Annotated in this window: 14 protein-coding genes; 7 read left to right on the top strand and 7 right to left on the bottom strand. The window is 70.8% G+C overall.

Annotation, left to right across the window (positions count from 1 at the left end; genetic code table 11):
• Window positions 1-21: 21 nt before the first annotated feature.
• The 4 genes from ACLARN_RS38155 to cbiE are packed head-to-tail and all read right to left on the bottom strand — an operon-like array spanning window position 22 to window position 3,669.
• Window positions 22-765, bottom strand: coding sequence for a cobalt-precorrin-6A reductase (locus ACLARN_RS38155; protein WP_409496377.1), 744 nt, complete (start codon window positions 763-765; stop codon window positions 22-24).
• Between the two features lie 8 nt (window positions 766-773).
• A complete protein-coding gene (locus ACLARN_RS38150; RefSeq protein WP_409496345.1) occupies window positions 774-1,769 on the bottom strand; it encodes a Gfo/Idh/MocA family protein in 996 nt (331 codons plus the stop codon).
• Window positions 1,766-2,527, bottom strand: a complete 762-nt coding sequence (gene cobM, locus ACLARN_RS38145) for a precorrin-4 C(11)-methyltransferase (protein WP_409496344.1) — start codon at window positions 2,525-2,527, stop codon at window positions 1,766-1,768. Before cobM ends, ACLARN_RS38150 begins: the two co-directional genes overlap by 4 nt.
• Window positions 2,524-3,669: a precorrin-6y C5,15-methyltransferase (decarboxylating) subunit CbiE gene (gene cbiE / locus ACLARN_RS38140; protein WP_409496343.1), complete on the bottom strand. Its 1,146-nt coding sequence runs from the start codon at window positions 3,667-3,669 to the stop codon at window positions 2,524-2,526. Before cbiE ends, cobM begins: the two co-directional genes overlap by 4 nt.
• Window positions 3,670-3,727: 58 nt before the next feature.
• On the opposite strand from cbiE, the gene ACLARN_RS38135 reads away from it, so the two are divergent.
• From ACLARN_RS38135 to ACLARN_RS38115, 5 genes are all read left to right on the top strand, one after another.
• Entirely contained in the window at window positions 3,728-5,692 is a 1,965-nt protein-coding gene (locus ACLARN_RS38135) for a putative cobaltochelatase (RefSeq protein WP_409496342.1), read from the top strand.
• Window positions 5,692-6,306, top strand: coding sequence for a cob(I)yrinic acid a,c-diamide adenosyltransferase (gene cobO, locus ACLARN_RS38130; RefSeq protein ID WP_409496341.1), 615 nt, complete (start codon window positions 5,692-5,694; stop codon window positions 6,304-6,306). The genes ACLARN_RS38135 and cobO overlap by 1 nt, the downstream gene beginning before the upstream one ends.
• Complete coding sequence (locus ACLARN_RS38125) at window positions 6,300-7,634, top strand: cobyrinate a,c-diamide synthase (protein ID WP_409496340.1); 1,335 nt, start codon at window positions 6,300-6,302, stop codon at window positions 7,632-7,634. The genes cobO and ACLARN_RS38125 overlap by 7 nt, the downstream gene beginning before the upstream one ends.
• The gene (gene cobC / locus ACLARN_RS38120; protein ID WP_409496339.1) at window positions 7,627-8,664 is read left to right on the top strand and encodes an Rv2231c family pyridoxal phosphate-dependent protein CobC; all 1,038 of its coding nucleotides are present in this window, start codon (window positions 7,627-7,629) and stop codon (window positions 8,662-8,664) included. The genes ACLARN_RS38125 and cobC overlap by 8 nt, the downstream gene beginning before the upstream one ends.
• A 96-nt stretch (window positions 8,665-8,760) precedes the next feature.
• The gene (locus tag ACLARN_RS38115; RefSeq protein WP_409496338.1) at window positions 8,761-9,390 is read left to right on the top strand and encodes a hypothetical protein; all 630 of its coding nucleotides are present in this window, start codon (window positions 8,761-8,763) and stop codon (window positions 9,388-9,390) included.
• Window positions 9,391-9,618: 228 nt separating this feature from the next.
• Here ACLARN_RS38115 and ACLARN_RS38110 read toward each other — a convergent pair whose 3' ends face one another.
• The 3 genes from ACLARN_RS38110 to ACLARN_RS38100 are packed head-to-tail and all read right to left on the bottom strand — an operon-like array spanning window position 9,619 to window position 11,993.
• Complete coding sequence (locus ACLARN_RS38110) at window positions 9,619-10,362, bottom strand: adenosylcobinamide-GDP ribazoletransferase (protein WP_409496337.1); 744 nt, start codon at window positions 10,360-10,362, stop codon at window positions 9,619-9,621.
• Window positions 10,359-11,378 carry a nicotinate-nucleotide--dimethylbenzimidazole phosphoribosyltransferase gene (gene cobT / locus ACLARN_RS38105; RefSeq protein WP_409496336.1) on the bottom strand — a complete coding sequence of 340 codons (1,020 nt, stop codon included), beginning with the start codon at window positions 11,376-11,378 and terminating at the stop codon, window positions 10,359-10,361. Before cobT ends, ACLARN_RS38110 begins: the two co-directional genes overlap by 4 nt.
• Window positions 11,379-11,387: 9 nt before the next feature.
• Window positions 11,388-11,993: a bifunctional adenosylcobinamide kinase/adenosylcobinamide-phosphate guanylyltransferase gene (locus ACLARN_RS38100; RefSeq protein ID WP_409496335.1), complete on the bottom strand. Its 606-nt coding sequence runs from the start codon at window positions 11,991-11,993 to the stop codon at window positions 11,388-11,390.
• A gap of 36 nt (window positions 11,994-12,029) precedes the next feature.
• On the opposite strand from ACLARN_RS38100, the gene ACLARN_RS38095 reads away from it, so the two are divergent.
• Both ACLARN_RS38095 and ACLARN_RS38090 read left to right on the top strand, forming a co-directional pair.
• On the top strand, window positions 12,030-12,962 hold the full coding sequence (locus ACLARN_RS38095) for a cobalamin biosynthesis protein (RefSeq protein WP_409496334.1): 933 nt from the start codon (window positions 12,030-12,032) through the stop codon (window positions 12,960-12,962).
• Window positions 12,959-14,416 carry a cobyric acid synthase gene (locus ACLARN_RS38090; RefSeq protein ID WP_409496333.1) on the top strand — a complete coding sequence of 486 codons (1,458 nt, stop codon included), beginning with the start codon at window positions 12,959-12,961 and terminating at the stop codon, window positions 14,414-14,416. The genes ACLARN_RS38095 and ACLARN_RS38090 overlap by 4 nt, the downstream gene beginning before the upstream one ends.
• The last annotated feature ends 1 nt before the right edge of the window (window position 14,417 follow it).

The following is a 14,417-nucleotide window of genomic DNA, read 5'->3' as shown; positions in this document are numbered from 1 at the left end:
AACGGGTCTGGTCCGAACGGCTTACGCAGGGCTGCCGTTGGTCACGCCGCTAATCCAGGTTAAGGCGTCCTGAACTGTCGTTACGCCGTCCGTCTCGGGTCGCCTCGGCCGCCGGACGACGACCACGGGAAGGGTGAGTTCGCGGGCCGCGGTGAGCTTCGCCGCGGTCATCGCGCCGCCGCTGTCCTTCGTGACGAGCACCTGGATGCCGTGCCGTTCCATCAGCGCGCGTTCCTTGGCGGGCTCGTACGGTCCGCGGTCCAGCAGGACCTCGTGACGGCGGGGGAGCGGCGCCTCGGGCGGATCGACGCAGCGGATCAGGAACCAAAGGTCGAGCCCGGCGAAGGCGGCGAGCCCTTGTCGTCCGCTGGTGAGGAAGACACGTTCGCTGAGGTCCGGGAGTAGCCGCGCGGCGTGGCCGAGGTCGTCGGCCCAGTGCCACGTGTCGCCGGGCTGTTCCGTCCAGCCGGGCCTGGCGAGCCTGAGCAGCGGCGTGTTCGTCGTTCGCGCTGCTTCGGCCGCGTTGGCGCCGATGCGTTCGGCGAACGGGTGCGTGGCGTCCACGACCGCGTCTATGGCGTTCTCGGTCAGCCAGCGCGCGAGACCTTCCGGGCCGCCGAAGCCGCCGACGCGGACTTCGCCGTCCGGCAGCTTCGGACGCGCGACACGGCCCGCGAGTGACGACACGACGTGCTCGCCGCGCGCCACCAGCTCCTTCGCGAGTTCTCGGGCTTCGCCGGTGCCGCCCAGGATCAGCAGCGTCATCGGGCTGGTCATCGGGCGACGGCCGCGCGCCACCGTTCCAGCGTGCGCAGGTTGGCGAGCGTCTCCGCCCAGGTGAGTTCGGGTGCCTGCCGGTCTTCGAGGTGTGTGGCGACGTGGTCGGCTTCGCGGGCGAAGAGGCCTTGCGTCGCCTCGACTTCGATCACCTCGGGCTCGCCGCCCTCGGGCGTGAGGATGATCTGCGACGTCTTCGGCCTGCGCATTTCGTGGATCCACGCCGGCTTCGGCACGTACAGCTGTCCTTGCGAGCCGTAGACGCGGATGTGGTCGTCCTGCGTGAGCTGGAAACCGCAGGCCACCTGCGCGAGGATGCCGCCGGGCAGCCGAAGGAGCCCGAATGCGACCTCGTCGACGCCGTTCTCGTCGAGCCTCGCCATCCCGAGCACCTCGTCGGGCTCGACGACGTCCTGCCCGGTCGCCGCCTGCGAGACCAGCCGAGCGAGTGACGTGCAGTAACAGCCGACGTCGAAGATCCCGCCGCCACCCAATGCGGGATCGGTGAGGCGGGGGACGGCGAAGTTGTAGCTGAAGGCGACGTCCACGGCGCGGACCTCACCGATGGCGCCGCAGGAGATCAGCTCGGCCAGCCGCCGGATCTGCGGGTGCAGCCGGTACATGAACGCCTCCATGAGGAAGACGTCGTTGACGCGGGCCGCTTCGATGACCTTCTCGGCTTCGCTGACGGACACCGTCAGGGGTTTCTCGCACAGGATGTGTTTGCCCGCCTCGGCAGCGCGGATCGCCCATTCGCCGTGCAGCGGATGTGGCGTCGAGATGTAGATCGCGTCGACGTCCGGATCGGCGAGCAGATCCTCGTAGGAGCCGTAGCACTTCGGGATCTCGAAGCGGCTCGCGAACTCGGCCGCCCGGTCGCCGGACCGCGCGGCGACGGCCTCCAACACGCCGTGCTTGCTCTCTTCGACACCCGCCGCGAACTCGGCGGCGATGGTCCCGGCGGCCAGCAGGCCCCAGCGAAGGTTCTTCACAGTGACTCCGGTTGGTTGGCGCGATCGCGGGTGGCCGAGTACAGGAAACTGTCGGGAAACCCTTCGGCGGCAAGGACTTCCCCGACGAAGATCATCGCCGCACGGCTGATCCCGGCCTCGCGGGACTGGGCCGCGATGGTGCCGAGCGTCCCGCGCAGCACCTGCTCACCGGGCTGGCTCGCCAGCGCCACCACCGCCGCCGGGCAGTCGTCCCGATAAAAGGGACGCAATTCGTCGACTACTTGCTCGATGCGGTTGATCGCCAGGTGCAGCGCGAGGGTGGTGCCGGTGCGCGCGAAGTTCGCGAGCGTTTCACCCGGTGGCATGGCGGTGGACCGGGCTTGGGCCCGCGTGATGACCAGGCTCTGGCCGACCTCGGGCACGGTCAGTTCGCGCTTGAGCAGCGCGGCCGCGGCGGCGAACGCGGGGACACCCGGCGTGACGTCATAGGGGACACCGGCCGCGTCGAGGCGGCGCATCTGCTCGGCGACCGCGCTGTAGAGCGACGGATCTCCGGAGCACAGCCGTGCGATCTCGTGGCCGTTCCGGTGGGCCTCGACCATGCGCTCGATGATCGCGGGGAGATCGAGGTTCGCGGTGTCGATGAGCACCGCCTCCGGAGGGCAGTACTCCAAGAGCGCTGTGGGCGTCATGCTGCCGGGGTACAGGCAGGTTTCGCAACGGCCGAGCAGGTCACGGCCCCGGACGGTGATGAGGTCGGCCGCGCCCGGGCCCGCTCCGATGAAATGCACTGTCACGCTTTGCTCCGATAACTCCACTGTGTGACGACCCGCGCCGGGGTCCAGCCGGTGAATCCGCCCAGCGGCACGGCCTGTTCGACACCGACGCGGATCAGCTCGCCACCGAGTTCGCCATAGGCTCGGGCCAGGGCCTGCTCGGATTCGAGGGTCACGCCGTGCGCGACCAGCCGCGCGCCGGTCGCCAGGCAGGCGTCCAGAACACCCGGAACGGTCAATCCGCCGCCGAGGAAGATCGCGTGCGGCTTGGTCAGTCCTTCGAGTGCTTCCGGCGCGGGGCCGATCACCACGTCGAGTTCCGGCACGCCGAGCGCGTCCGCGTTCCGGGTGATCCGGGCGGCTCGCTCCGGTGACCGCTCGATCGCGATCGCCCGGTTCAGCGGATGCAGCCGGGACCACTCGATACCGACGCTGCCCGCGCCCGCGCCGACGTCCCACAGCAGTTCACCGGGCGACGGCGCGAGCCTGGCCAGCGCGGACGCGCGGAGGTCGCGTTTGGTGAGCTGGCCGTCGTGGTCGAAGGCGTCGTCCGGCAAGCCGGTCAGCGGCAGCGCGGGCCCGTCGGCCTCGATGGCGAACACGGTCAGCGAACCGGGGCCGATCCGCTCGTCGGGACCGCCGAGGTCGGACAGCGCGGTGACGCGGCTTCGGTCATAACCGCGGGCTTTCAGCAGGTCAAGCAGGTCTTCGGCGTTCGCCCCGAGGACGAGGATCTTGCGGCCCGGCGCCAGCGCCCGGCTCACCCGGCCGATCGCGCGGCCGACGACGGTGACCACCTCGGTCTCCTCCGCCGCCCAGCCGAGCCTCGCGCGAGCGAGCGTCACTGAGGAGAGCGCGGGCAGTATCTCGACGTCGTAGCCGCGCCGGACGAGCGTCGTGCCGATGCCGGACAGCAGGGGATCGCCGCTGGCCAGCACGCAGACGCGGCCCTTGTCCGCCAGGAAGTCGTCCAGGGCGGGAAGGAGCGGGCTGGGCCACGGCTCGGATTTCATCCCGGCGGGCAGGTACGCGAGTTGTCTCGGCGAGCCCACGACGACATCCGCGTTCAGCACCGCTTCCCTGGCCCGCGAGGACAGACCGGGCCAGCCGTCGGCCCCGATCCCGACGACGGTCAGGGGTGATTTTTCGCGCACCTCGGTCACGCTAGACGACGGAATTCCTATGCGATGATCGCACCGGATCGTCGACGACAGGAGAACTGTGAAGCCGTACCCGTTCACCGCCGTTGTGGGGATGCCGGATCTGCGCCTGGCGCTGGTGCTTTCCTCCATCTCACCCGCCGTCGGCGGGGTGCTGGTGCGCGGGGAGAAGGGCACGGCGAAGTCGACCATGGTGCGCGCGCTGGCCGGGCTGCTGCCCGGCGTCGACGTCGTGGACGCGTGCCGGTTCTCCTGCGATCCCGTCGAGCCCGATCCGGCCTGCCCGGACGGTCCGCACGCCGAGGGCTCGCCCGCGCACCGCCGTCCCGCGCGGCTGGTGGAACTGCCGGTCGGCGCGGCCGAAGACCGCGTGATCGGCTCGTTGAACCTGGAACGCGCGCTGGCCGACGGTGTCACCGACTTCCAACCGGGCCTGCTCGCGGCCGCGCATCGCGGGCTGCTGTACGTCGACGAGGTCAACCTCCTGCACGACCACCTGGTCGACACGCTGCTCGACGCCGCGGCCATGGGGCGCGCGACCGTCGAGCGCGAAGGCGTCTCGGTGTCGCACGCCGCCCGGTTCGTCCTGATCGGCACGATGAACCCCGAGGAAGGCGAACTGCGGCCGCAGCTGCTGGACCGCTTCGGCCTCACCGTCGAGGTCGCGTCCAGCCGGGATCCCGAACTGCGCGTCGAGGTCGTCCGGCGGCGGCTCGCCTACGAGGCGGATCCCGACGGCTTCGCCGGCCAGTACGCCGCGGCCGACGCCGAACTGGCCGCGGACATCGAGGCGGCACAACGACTTCTGCCGTCGGTCAAACTTCCGGACGACGCGCTGCGGCAGATCGCCGAGGTCTGCGCGTCGTTCGAGGTCGACGGGATGCGCGCGGACATCGTGACCGCGCGGACCGCCGTCGCGCACGCCGCCTGGGCCGGGCGTACCGAGGTGACCACCGAGGACGTCCGGGTCGCGGCCCGTCTCGCGCTGCCGCACCGTCGTCGCCGGAATCCCTTCGACGCGCCCGGAATCTCCGAGGAGCAGCTGGAGCAGGCGTTGCAGGACGCCGAGCCGGAAGGCCCCGGTCCCGACGATGACGGTCCCGGCTCGGGTACTCCTCCGGAGGGCGGCGAGGCTTCTGGACCTCCTCCGTCGGAAGGCGGCCAGGAACCTTCGGGAGGCGGCAAGAGCGGCGGTGACCAGAAGCCGGTCGGCGCCGGGGAAGCCTTTCGTGCCAGGCGTTTCGAGGTGAAGGGCACCGGAGAGGGCGCTGCCGGGCGGCGGTCTCGCGCGATCACCGACAACGGACGGACCATCGGCGTCCAACCCTCCGGGACCAAGGAGGGGCATCCGCATCTGCTCGCGACCGTACGCGCCGCCGCGCCGCACCAGCGGTCCCGAGGTCGCAGCGGTGCCGGGCTCGTGGTGCGGCCCCAGGATCTGCGGTTCGCGCGACGGGAAGGGCGTGAGGGCAACCTGGTGCTGTTCTGCGTCGACGCGTCCGGCTCGATGGGTGCTCGCCAGCGGATGCGCGAGGTCAAGACCGCCGTGCTGTCGCTGCTGCTCGACGCCTATCAACGACGCGACAAGGTGGGATTGGTGACCTTCCGTGCTTCCGGCGCCGAACTGTCGCTTCCGCCGACGATCAGCGTCGACGCCGCGGCGTCCCGTTTGGACGGTCTCTCGACCGGCGGCCGGACGCCACTGGCCGAGGGACTCCTTGAAGCGGCACGGGTTCTGCGGATCGAAGCGGTCCGTGATCCGCTGCGACGTCCGCTGCTCGTCGTTGTCACCGACGGCCGCGCGACCAGCGGTGCCGACGCCGTCAAACGGGCACAGCAGGCGGCCGGGCTGCTGGCCGGGAACGTGACTTCGGTCGTGATGGACTGCGAGAGCGGGAAAATGCGCCTGGGTCTCGCCGCGGAACTGGCGGAACACCTTGGCGCGGAACACGTTCCGGTCGCCGAAGTCGCCGCCGACACGCTCGCCGGTGCCGTCCGCACCCGGATTTCCGGGAGGGCCGCGTAATGCCGCAGGGCAAACCGGAAACCGTGCCCGCCGACGGTCTCACCACCCGTCAGCGCCGCAACCGTCCTTTGCTCGCCGTGCACACCGGCGAGATGAAGGGGAAGTCCACAGCCGCGTTCGGAATGGCGTTGCGGGCGTGGAACCAGGGCTGGTCGATCGGCGTGTTCCAGTTCGTCAAGTCGGCGAAATGGCGCGTCGGCGAGGAAGCCGCGTTCCGCGCGCTCGGCAAACTGCACGAAGACACTGGCCAGGGCGGCCCGGTCGAGTGGCACAAGATGGGCGAAGGCTGGAGCTGGGCACGCAAGGCCGGGTCCGAGGAGGACCACGCCGCCAACGCCCGTGAGGGCTGGGCCGAGATCAAACGCCGTCTCGCCGCCGAAACCCACGACTTCTACGTACTCGACGAATTCAGCTACCTGCTCAAATGGGGCTGGCTCGAAATGGACGACGTCGTCTCGACGCTGACGTCGCGCCCCGGTCACCAGCATGTGGTGATCACCGGCCGCTACGCGCCGCCGGAGCTGATCGAGGCCGCGGACCTGGTCGCCGAGATGACCAAGGTGAAACATCCGATGGACGCCGGGCAAAAAGGCCAGCGAGGCATCGAATGGTGAATCGCGTGGTCATCGCCGCCCCCGGCTCCGGGCACGGCAAGACCACGATCGCCGCGGGCCTGATGGCGGCGTTGCGCGCGCGGGGACTGAATGTGTCCGGGCACAAGGTCGGCCCCGACTTCATCGACCCGAGCTATCACGCCCTCGCGACCGGGCGGCCCCCACGCAACCTCGACCCGTTCCTCCAGGGCGAGGAACAGCTGATCCCGTTGCTGCTGCACGGTTCCGCCGGTGCCGACATCGCGATCATCGAAGGCGTGATGGGCCTGTTCGACGGCGCGCTCGGCACCGAGGGCTACGCCTCGACAGCGCATGTCGCCCGGCTGCTGGACGCGCCGGTCGTGCTCGTCGTGGACGCCTCGGCCGCGTCGCGCAGTGTCGCGGCGACCGTGCTCGGCTTCGCGCAGTACGACACCCGCGTCCGGCTCGCCGGCGTGATCCTCAACAAGCTGGGCTCGCAACGGCACGCGGACGAGATCGTCACCGCGCTGGAGGCGACCGGCGTCCCGCTGCTGGGAACCTTGTACCGCAACGAAGAGATCCACGCGCCCAGCCGTCATCTCGGCCTGGTCCCGGCTTCCGAACGCGCGAGCGAGTCGGCGCGGCTGCTGCCGGAACTGGCCGGATGGATCAGCGAAGGCGTGGACCTCGGCGCTGTCGTCCAGGTCGCGCGGTCGGCTTCCCGTCTGTCGGGCGAGCCTTGGCGGCCGGCGTTGTCCCATGACGGCCCGCGCACGGTGGTCGCCGCCGCGGCCGGCCCGGCGTTCACCTTCCGCTACACCGAAGCGGTGGAACTGCTCGCCGCCGCCGGTGTCGACGTCGTCGATGTGGATCCCTTGCAGGACAAGGAACTTCCCGAGGGTTGCGCCGGACTGTACTTCGGCGGCGGCTTCCCCGAAGTGCACGCCGAGGAGTTGTCGGCGAACGTCCCGCTGCGGACGGCCGTGGCGCGGGCCGTCGGCGACGGGATGCCCGTCGTCGCCGAATGCGCCGGGCTGTTGTATCTGTGCCAGGACATCGACGGGCTGCCGATGACCGGCGTCCTCGACGCCTCGGCCAGCATGACCAAGCGCGGGAAACTCGGCTACCGCAAGGCTTTCTCGCCCGCGGACACCGTGCTGACCGTCGCCGGGCAACGCGTCACCGGCCACGAATTCCACCGCACGATCGTCGAACCCGGCAGCGGACCGACGCCCGCCTGGGGCTGGGACCGGACGCCCGACGGCTTCGCGTCGCCGTCGCTGCACGCCTCCTATCTGCACGTCCATTGGGCGGGCTACCCCGAACTCGCCGAGCGGTTCGCCGCCGCGGTCCACGCCCATGGCTGACTTCGATCTCTGGCATCACGGCGACCGCGAAGTCGGTGAGGGGCTCGTCGATCTGGCGGTCAACGTCCGGCTCCCGGCGCCGCCCGCCTGGCTGCGCGCCGAACTGGCGTCGGCCCTGGACAATCTGGCCGCGTACCCGGACGCCACCGCCGCGACCGCCGCGGTGGCTCGGCGGCACGGGGTTCCGATGTCCCAGGTGCTGGTGACCTCGGGCGCGGCCGAGGCTTTCACGTTGCTGGCCACGGCTTTGCGGCCTTCCCGCGCCGTGGTCGTGCATCCGCAGTTCACCGAGCCCGAAGCCGCCCTGCGTGCGGCAGGCCATCCGGTGCACCGTGTGCTGCTGTCGCCCGACGACGGCTTCCGCCTGCGCCCGGTTCCCGAAGACGCGGACCTGGTCTTCGTCGGCAACCCCACGAACCCGACTTCGGTGCTGCACCCGGCCGCGGATCTGCTCGCCCTGGGCCGCCCGGGTCGCCTCGTCGTCGTCGACGAGGCTTTCCTCGACTCCGTCCCCGGCGAGACCGAAAGCGTTGCGGGACAACCTGGTTTCGTCGTTCTCCGGAGCCTGACGAAAACCTGGGGGATCGCCGGACTGCGCGCCGGGTATGTGCTGGCGGAAGAGTCCGTTGTGGACAGACTGCGCGCGGTCCAGCCGCCATGGTCGGTGTCGTCGCTCGCCGCCGTCGCCGTGGTGGCGTGCTGCCGTCCGGCGGCGTTGGAGGAAGCCGAAAAGCTGGCGGTGGCGGCGGAATCCGACCGGGAGTACCTCGTGTCCGGTCTGAGCGCGCTGGGTGTCGAAGTGCTGGGGGAGCCGCGGGGTCCTTTCGTGCTCGTACGGCTGCCAGGAGCAGACGGGGTCCGGGAACGTTTGCGGGAGAACGGGTTCGCGGTCCGGCGCGGCGACACCTTCCCGGGGCTGGACGCGCGGTACCTGCGGATCGCGGTGCGGGACCGGGAGACGGTGGACGGGTTCTTGGCGGCGCTTGCCGCCGTGCGCCGCCGGGCAGAAAGTCGACCGAACAGCCTCTGACGACGCGCTCGATCATGACGACAGGCACACAGCCCCTGGTGCCGGATCGACTCCGCGATCTTTGGCCTTCAGCCGGGCAAGTGGTTGGATGGACCAGTGAACTTCGCGATCGGCGTCTTCGATCTCTTCGCCTACACCATCCCCGGCGCGCTGTACGTCGCGTTCTTCGGCTACCTCGGGACGAAGCTCCACATCCTGACAGCGGCATCCATCGGCGGCGTGCCGACCGTGGCGCTGGTCGTCGTGGTCGTGGTGCTGAGCTTCCTGCTGGGCTATCTGGCCTATCCCGTCGGCGAAGCCCTGGAACGGATCGTGCCGCGCAGACGGAGCAGGAAAGCCCCTGAGGAGTTCGTCCGCCGGATGCCCGCGGCCAAGGGGCGCGCGTTCCTCAACGAGAACACGCATCTGCTGCTGTGCGCGGTGCAACTGCACGACAAGGAGGTCGCGGCCGACGTCACACGGCTGCGCGCGTCCGGCCTCATGGTGCGCAACTGCGCGCCGCCGCTGCTGTTCGGCGCGGTCGCCGCGATCGTCGAGATCTTCGCCGGTAAGCATCCGTTCATCGCGGCCGGGTTCGCGGTGCTGCTCCTGTTCGCCTCGCTCACCCTGATTTCGCAGGGCCGCAAGTTCGGGCTCTGGGCCGGGATGAAGACTCTCGAACTGTGCTTCTGGATCCCGGAAATCGACGAAAAGCTGGCGACGGACGGCACGGCCACTGGCTCGTGAGTGGCGTTTCGTGTTCTGACTCAATCGCCACTCACGACGCACTGGCCCGGGCCGCCGTAAAGCCAACACCAGCCCCCCCGTGTCGCGAAAGCCACTTTCGGGACATCAGACGTCCCGAAAGTGGCTTTCGCGACACAGCCACCGGACATCACGGACCGAACCTGCGATCAATCGCACCCAAAACCCAGTAGGTACCTAAGACACGATTGGCCTAACCCGAATCGCCACTCACGAGAGGGCCAGCAGGACTCCCGCGACGGCGACCTCGACACAGCCTCCGAGCACGTCCCCGGTGACCCCGCCCAGCCGCTGAACGCACCGCGCCAGCAACGCCGACGCGGCCAGGTAACCGAGCACCACCGCGATCAGGCCCTGCCACCACGGGAACACCAGCACAGCCGAGCCCGCGAGCACGGCGAACACCACCGCGGCCGCCCATCGCGGCACCGAACCGGCGACGGTCGCGCCCAGTCCTTCGGGACGCGCCGAGGGGACGCCACGCGCGCAGCACAGCGAAAGCACGCCGCGTCCGGTGAGGATCGCGATCGCGGCCGCCGCGATCCCGTGCCCGGCCGAGATCGCCCCTGCCAGCGCCCCGGTCTGGACGAGCAGCACCAGCACCAGGGTCGCGACACCGGTCGGCCCGGAATCCCCGCGGCGCATGACCTCGAGTGCCCGCGCGCGGTCGTACGAAGCGCCGAGCCCGTCGGCCGTGTCCGCGAGGCCGTCCAAGTGCAGCCCGCGACTGCCCAGCGCCACCGCGCCGAGAGCCAACGCCGCCGACGCGAAAGCCGGCAGGCCGACCACTTCTCCCAAGAAGACGAGCAGGGAAGCGAAAGCCGCGAGAGGAACGGCCGCCAGGGGAGCGAGCACCATCGCGCCCCCCGCCACGCGCTTGTCGATCACGCCCGGCGCCGGAACCCGCACCGTGGTCAGGGTTCCGACGGCCATCTTCAGCGCGTCCAGGATCAAGTGAGATCCGCCAGCAGGCCCATGTCCGCGAGGATCGCCCGTGCCGCCCTCAGCGTCGGCACCGCCTGTACGGCGCCGCTGCCCTCACCGAGCCGCAGTCCGAGGTCGAGGATCGGTTCCAGCCCGAGTGACTTCAACGCGTACGCCTGCGAAGGCTCTGTCGAGCGATGTCCGGCGAGCCACCACTGCTCGGCACCCGGTGCGATCTCCCGCGCGACGAGTGCCGCGGCACCGGAGAACACGCCGTCGAGCAGCACCGGCACACCGCGAACGGCCGCCTGCACGAGAAAACCCGCCGTCGCGGCGAGACAGGCGCTGCCTAGCGCGGTCAGCAACACGAAGGGGTCCTTCACCTCGCCAGCCCGCTGGAGTGCCGCTTCGACGACCGCGACCTTCCGCGCCCGCCCGTCCTCATCGATCCCGGTGCCCGTACCGACGACGTCGTCCGCCGCCAGGCTGAGGACCGCGGCGACCACGGCCGCGCAGATCGTCGTGTTGCCGATCCCCATGTCGCCGGGGATGAGCAGATCCGCGCCGCCGTCGATCTCCTCGTCCGCGATCGCGAGCCCGTGTTCGAACGCCGTCCGCGCCTCACCCTCGGCAAGCGCGTCCTCGACGTCGATCGAGCCGGAACCCCGCCGCACCTTGTGCGCGACGACCTCGGCGGGTACGTCCGCGCCGTCCCAGTCCACCGCGATGTCCAGCGCCCGCACTTTCGCCCCGGCAAGCCCGGCCAGCACGCCGACGCCGCTCTTCCCCGCCAGGAACACCCGGACCATCGCCGCGGTGACCTCGCGCGGATACGCGGACATGCCGGAAACCCCGTGGTCCCCGGCGAACACGACCACCCGGACATCGTCGAGCGGCCGAGGCGGCACGACCCCGTGCGCGGCGCTGAGCCACGCGGCCAGGTCTTCCAGCCGACCGAGTGAGCCCAATGGCTTGACCAGGCCGTCCAGTCTGACGCGCGCGGCGGCCGAAGCGTCGGCGTCCGGGGCGGGGATGGCGAAACGCATGGCGGCTCCCTAAGGCAGGTCGAGCATCCGCCCGGCGACGACCAGCACGGTCCGGTCGGAGACGGCGGACACCCGGTTGTTCAACGCGCCCAGCACATCACGGAACACCCGGCCGGACACCGTCGCGGGTACCACACCGCTGCCGACCTCGTTGCTCACCGCGATCACCGGCACACTCGCCTGCTCCCACGCCGCCAGGAAGTCCTCGAGCCGGTCGTCGAGCCGCCGCTCCCAGCCCTTCTTCTGGTCCCAGGCGCCGACCTCGTCGAGCACGCGGGCGATCCAGGTGCCGAGGCAGTCGATGAGCAGCGGATGCGTCGCGGTGCGCAGCACGGTGGCGAGGTCGGTGGTCTCGATCGTCTTCCAGGTGCTCGGCCGCCGCGCGCGGTGCGCGGCCACCCGAGCGGCCCATTCGGGATCGTCGGCGCTCGGCGGCAGCCCGGGCGCGAGGTAGGTCAGGTGCGGGTGACGGGACGCGAGCCGCTCGGCGTGGTGTGACTTCCCAGAGCGGACGCCGCCCAGTATCAGCACCTTGCCGTCGTCGCGTGAGTAGCGGCGAAGTGCCCGCGCGAGAGTCTCCAGAACCCTCGCGAGGCGATGCGTCAGCTTGGTCATACCCCGCATTCTCGTGCACGCGCTACGGTTCGCCACGTGCCACTCCGACAAGCCGCCACCGCAGCCGGACTCGTTACCGGTTACGTCGCCGACGCCGTGTTCGGAGATCCGCGACGATGGCATCCGGTCGCCGGCTTCGGCCGCGCCGCGCAAGCCCTTGAACAGCGGGTTTGGGCCGATTCGAAGGTTTGGGGCGCGGCGTACACCGCCGTCTGCGCGGGGACCGTCACCGGAATGGGGGTCGCCGCCCAGCTTTTGACCCGGAAGCGGCCGTTCGCGCGGTTCGCGCTCACCGCGGCGTCCACCTGGGTGGTTCTGGGCGGGCGGGGGCTCGCGGCCGAGGGCACGCGCATGGCCCGGCTGCTCGACGACGGCGATCTGCCCGGCGCGCGGCAGCGGCTCTCGCACCTGTGCGCCCGTGACGCCACCGGCCTCGACGCCGGGCAACTCGCGCGCGCGACCACCGAGTCCCTCGCCGAGAACACTTCGGACGCCGTCGTCGCGCCGTTGCTGTGGGGTGCGGTCGCCGGGATCCCCGGCCTGCTGGGGTACCGCGCGCTGAACACGCTGGACGCGATGGTCGGCTACCGGTCACCGCGCTATTCCCGGTTCGGCTGGGCGTCGGCCAGGGCGGACGATCTGGCCAACCTGGTCCCGTCTCGCGTGGGCGCGGCGCTGACCGTGGCGTCGGCGCCGCTCGCGGGTGGCTTCGCCAAATCCGCGTTCCGGATCTGGCGCCGCGACGGGAAACACCACCCGAGCCCCAACGCCGGCCAGGTCGAGGCCGCCTTCGCGGGCGCGCTCGGGATCCGGCTGGGCGGGACGAACAGCTACAGCGGCCGCACCGAACGCCGCGGCGTGCTCGGCGATGGCCGCGAACCGGAACCGGTGGACGTGCGTCGCGCGGTCCGGCTGTCGAGAGCGGTCGGTCTCGCCGCGCTCGCCGTCGCGGTGGCGGTCACGCGGTGAGCGGCCTGCTCGTCGCGGGGACGACGTCGGACGCGGGCAAGAGCCTGGTCACCGCCGCGTTGTGCCGCTGGCTCGCGCGCCGGGGTGTGCGGGTCGCGCCGTTCAAGTCCCAGAACATGTCGAACAACTCGATGGTGTGCGCGGACGGCGCCGAGATCGGCCGCGCGCAGTGGTTGCAAGCGCGTGCGGCCCGCGTCGAGCCCGAAGCCGCGATGAACCCGGTGCTGCTGAAACCCGGGAGCGACCGCCGCAGCCACGTCGTCGCGCTCGGGAAACCGTTCGGCACGCTGGAAGCGGGGGAGTACGCGACCGGCCGGGCGGGGCTCGCCGAGATCGCCTTCGACACCTTCGCCGCACTGCGACGGCGATTCGACGTCGTGCTCTGTGAAGGCGCGGGCAGCCCGGCCGAGATCAACCTGCGCGAGGGCGACTACGTCAACATGGGGCTGGCGCGGCGGTTCGGCCTGCCCGTGGTGGTCGTCGGCGACATCGACCGCGGCGGTGTCATGGCCGCGATGTTCGGCACCCTCGCTCTCCTGTCCGCCGAAGACCAGGCGCTGGTTTCGGGTTGGCTGGTCAACAAGTTCCGCGGTGACGTCGGCCTGCTGCGACCGGGGCTGGAAACGCTGGAGAAGCTCACCGGCCGGGCGGTCTTCGGCGTGCTGCCCTGGCTCGACCAGGTGTGGATCGACTCGGAGGACGCGCTGGCCGCCGCGGGCTGGGGCGCGACCGGCGGATCCCTGCGCATCGCCGTCGTGCGGTTCCCCCGCGCCTCCAACGCGACCGACGTGGACGCGCTCGCCGCCGAGCCCGGTGTCTCGGTCGCTTTGACAGCTGACCCGGACACGGTTCTTTCCGCCGACGTGGTGATCCTGCCGGGTTCCCGCGCCACCGTGGACGACCTGGCGTGGCTACGCGCTCGCGGTCTGGCGGACGCTGTGCGGGCGCGGGCCACGGACGGTCGTCCGGTGCTGGGGATCTGCGGCGGCTACCAGATGCTGGCCGCCGAGATCGAGGACGATGTCGAGTCCGGCGCCGGAACCGTCCCCGGCCTCGGACTGCTGCCGACTCGTGTCTCCTTCAGCGCCGACAAGGTGCTGGCCCGGCCGTCGGGTGAATGGCGCGGTCAACCCGTCGAGGCGTACGAAATCCACCACGGTGCCGTGACGGCCACCGGTCCCGCCGAGTCCTTTTTGGACGGATATCGGCAGGGGGCGGTATGGGGCACGATGTGGCACGGCGCCTTCGAGAACGACGGCTTCCGTCGTGCTTGGCTGGGCGAAGTGGCGGATTGGTCACCTACCCCCGGGGCGCAGGGGTTCGGCATGCTCCGGGAGGGCATGCTCGACCGGCTCGCCGACGCCGTCGAGGAGCACGTCGACACCGCCCGTCTCCTGCGCCTGATCGAAACGGGCGTCGATGTCGACCTTCCTTTCGTCCCGCCCGGTGTCTGAG

Origin of the sequence: Amycolatopsis sp. cmx-11-12 (assembly GCF_046269425.1) — a bacterium.
Taxonomy (GTDB): Bacteria; Actinomycetota; Actinomycetes; order Mycobacteriales; family Pseudonocardiaceae; genus Amycolatopsis.
This window is presented reverse-complemented; position numbering and strand designations above follow the sequence as displayed.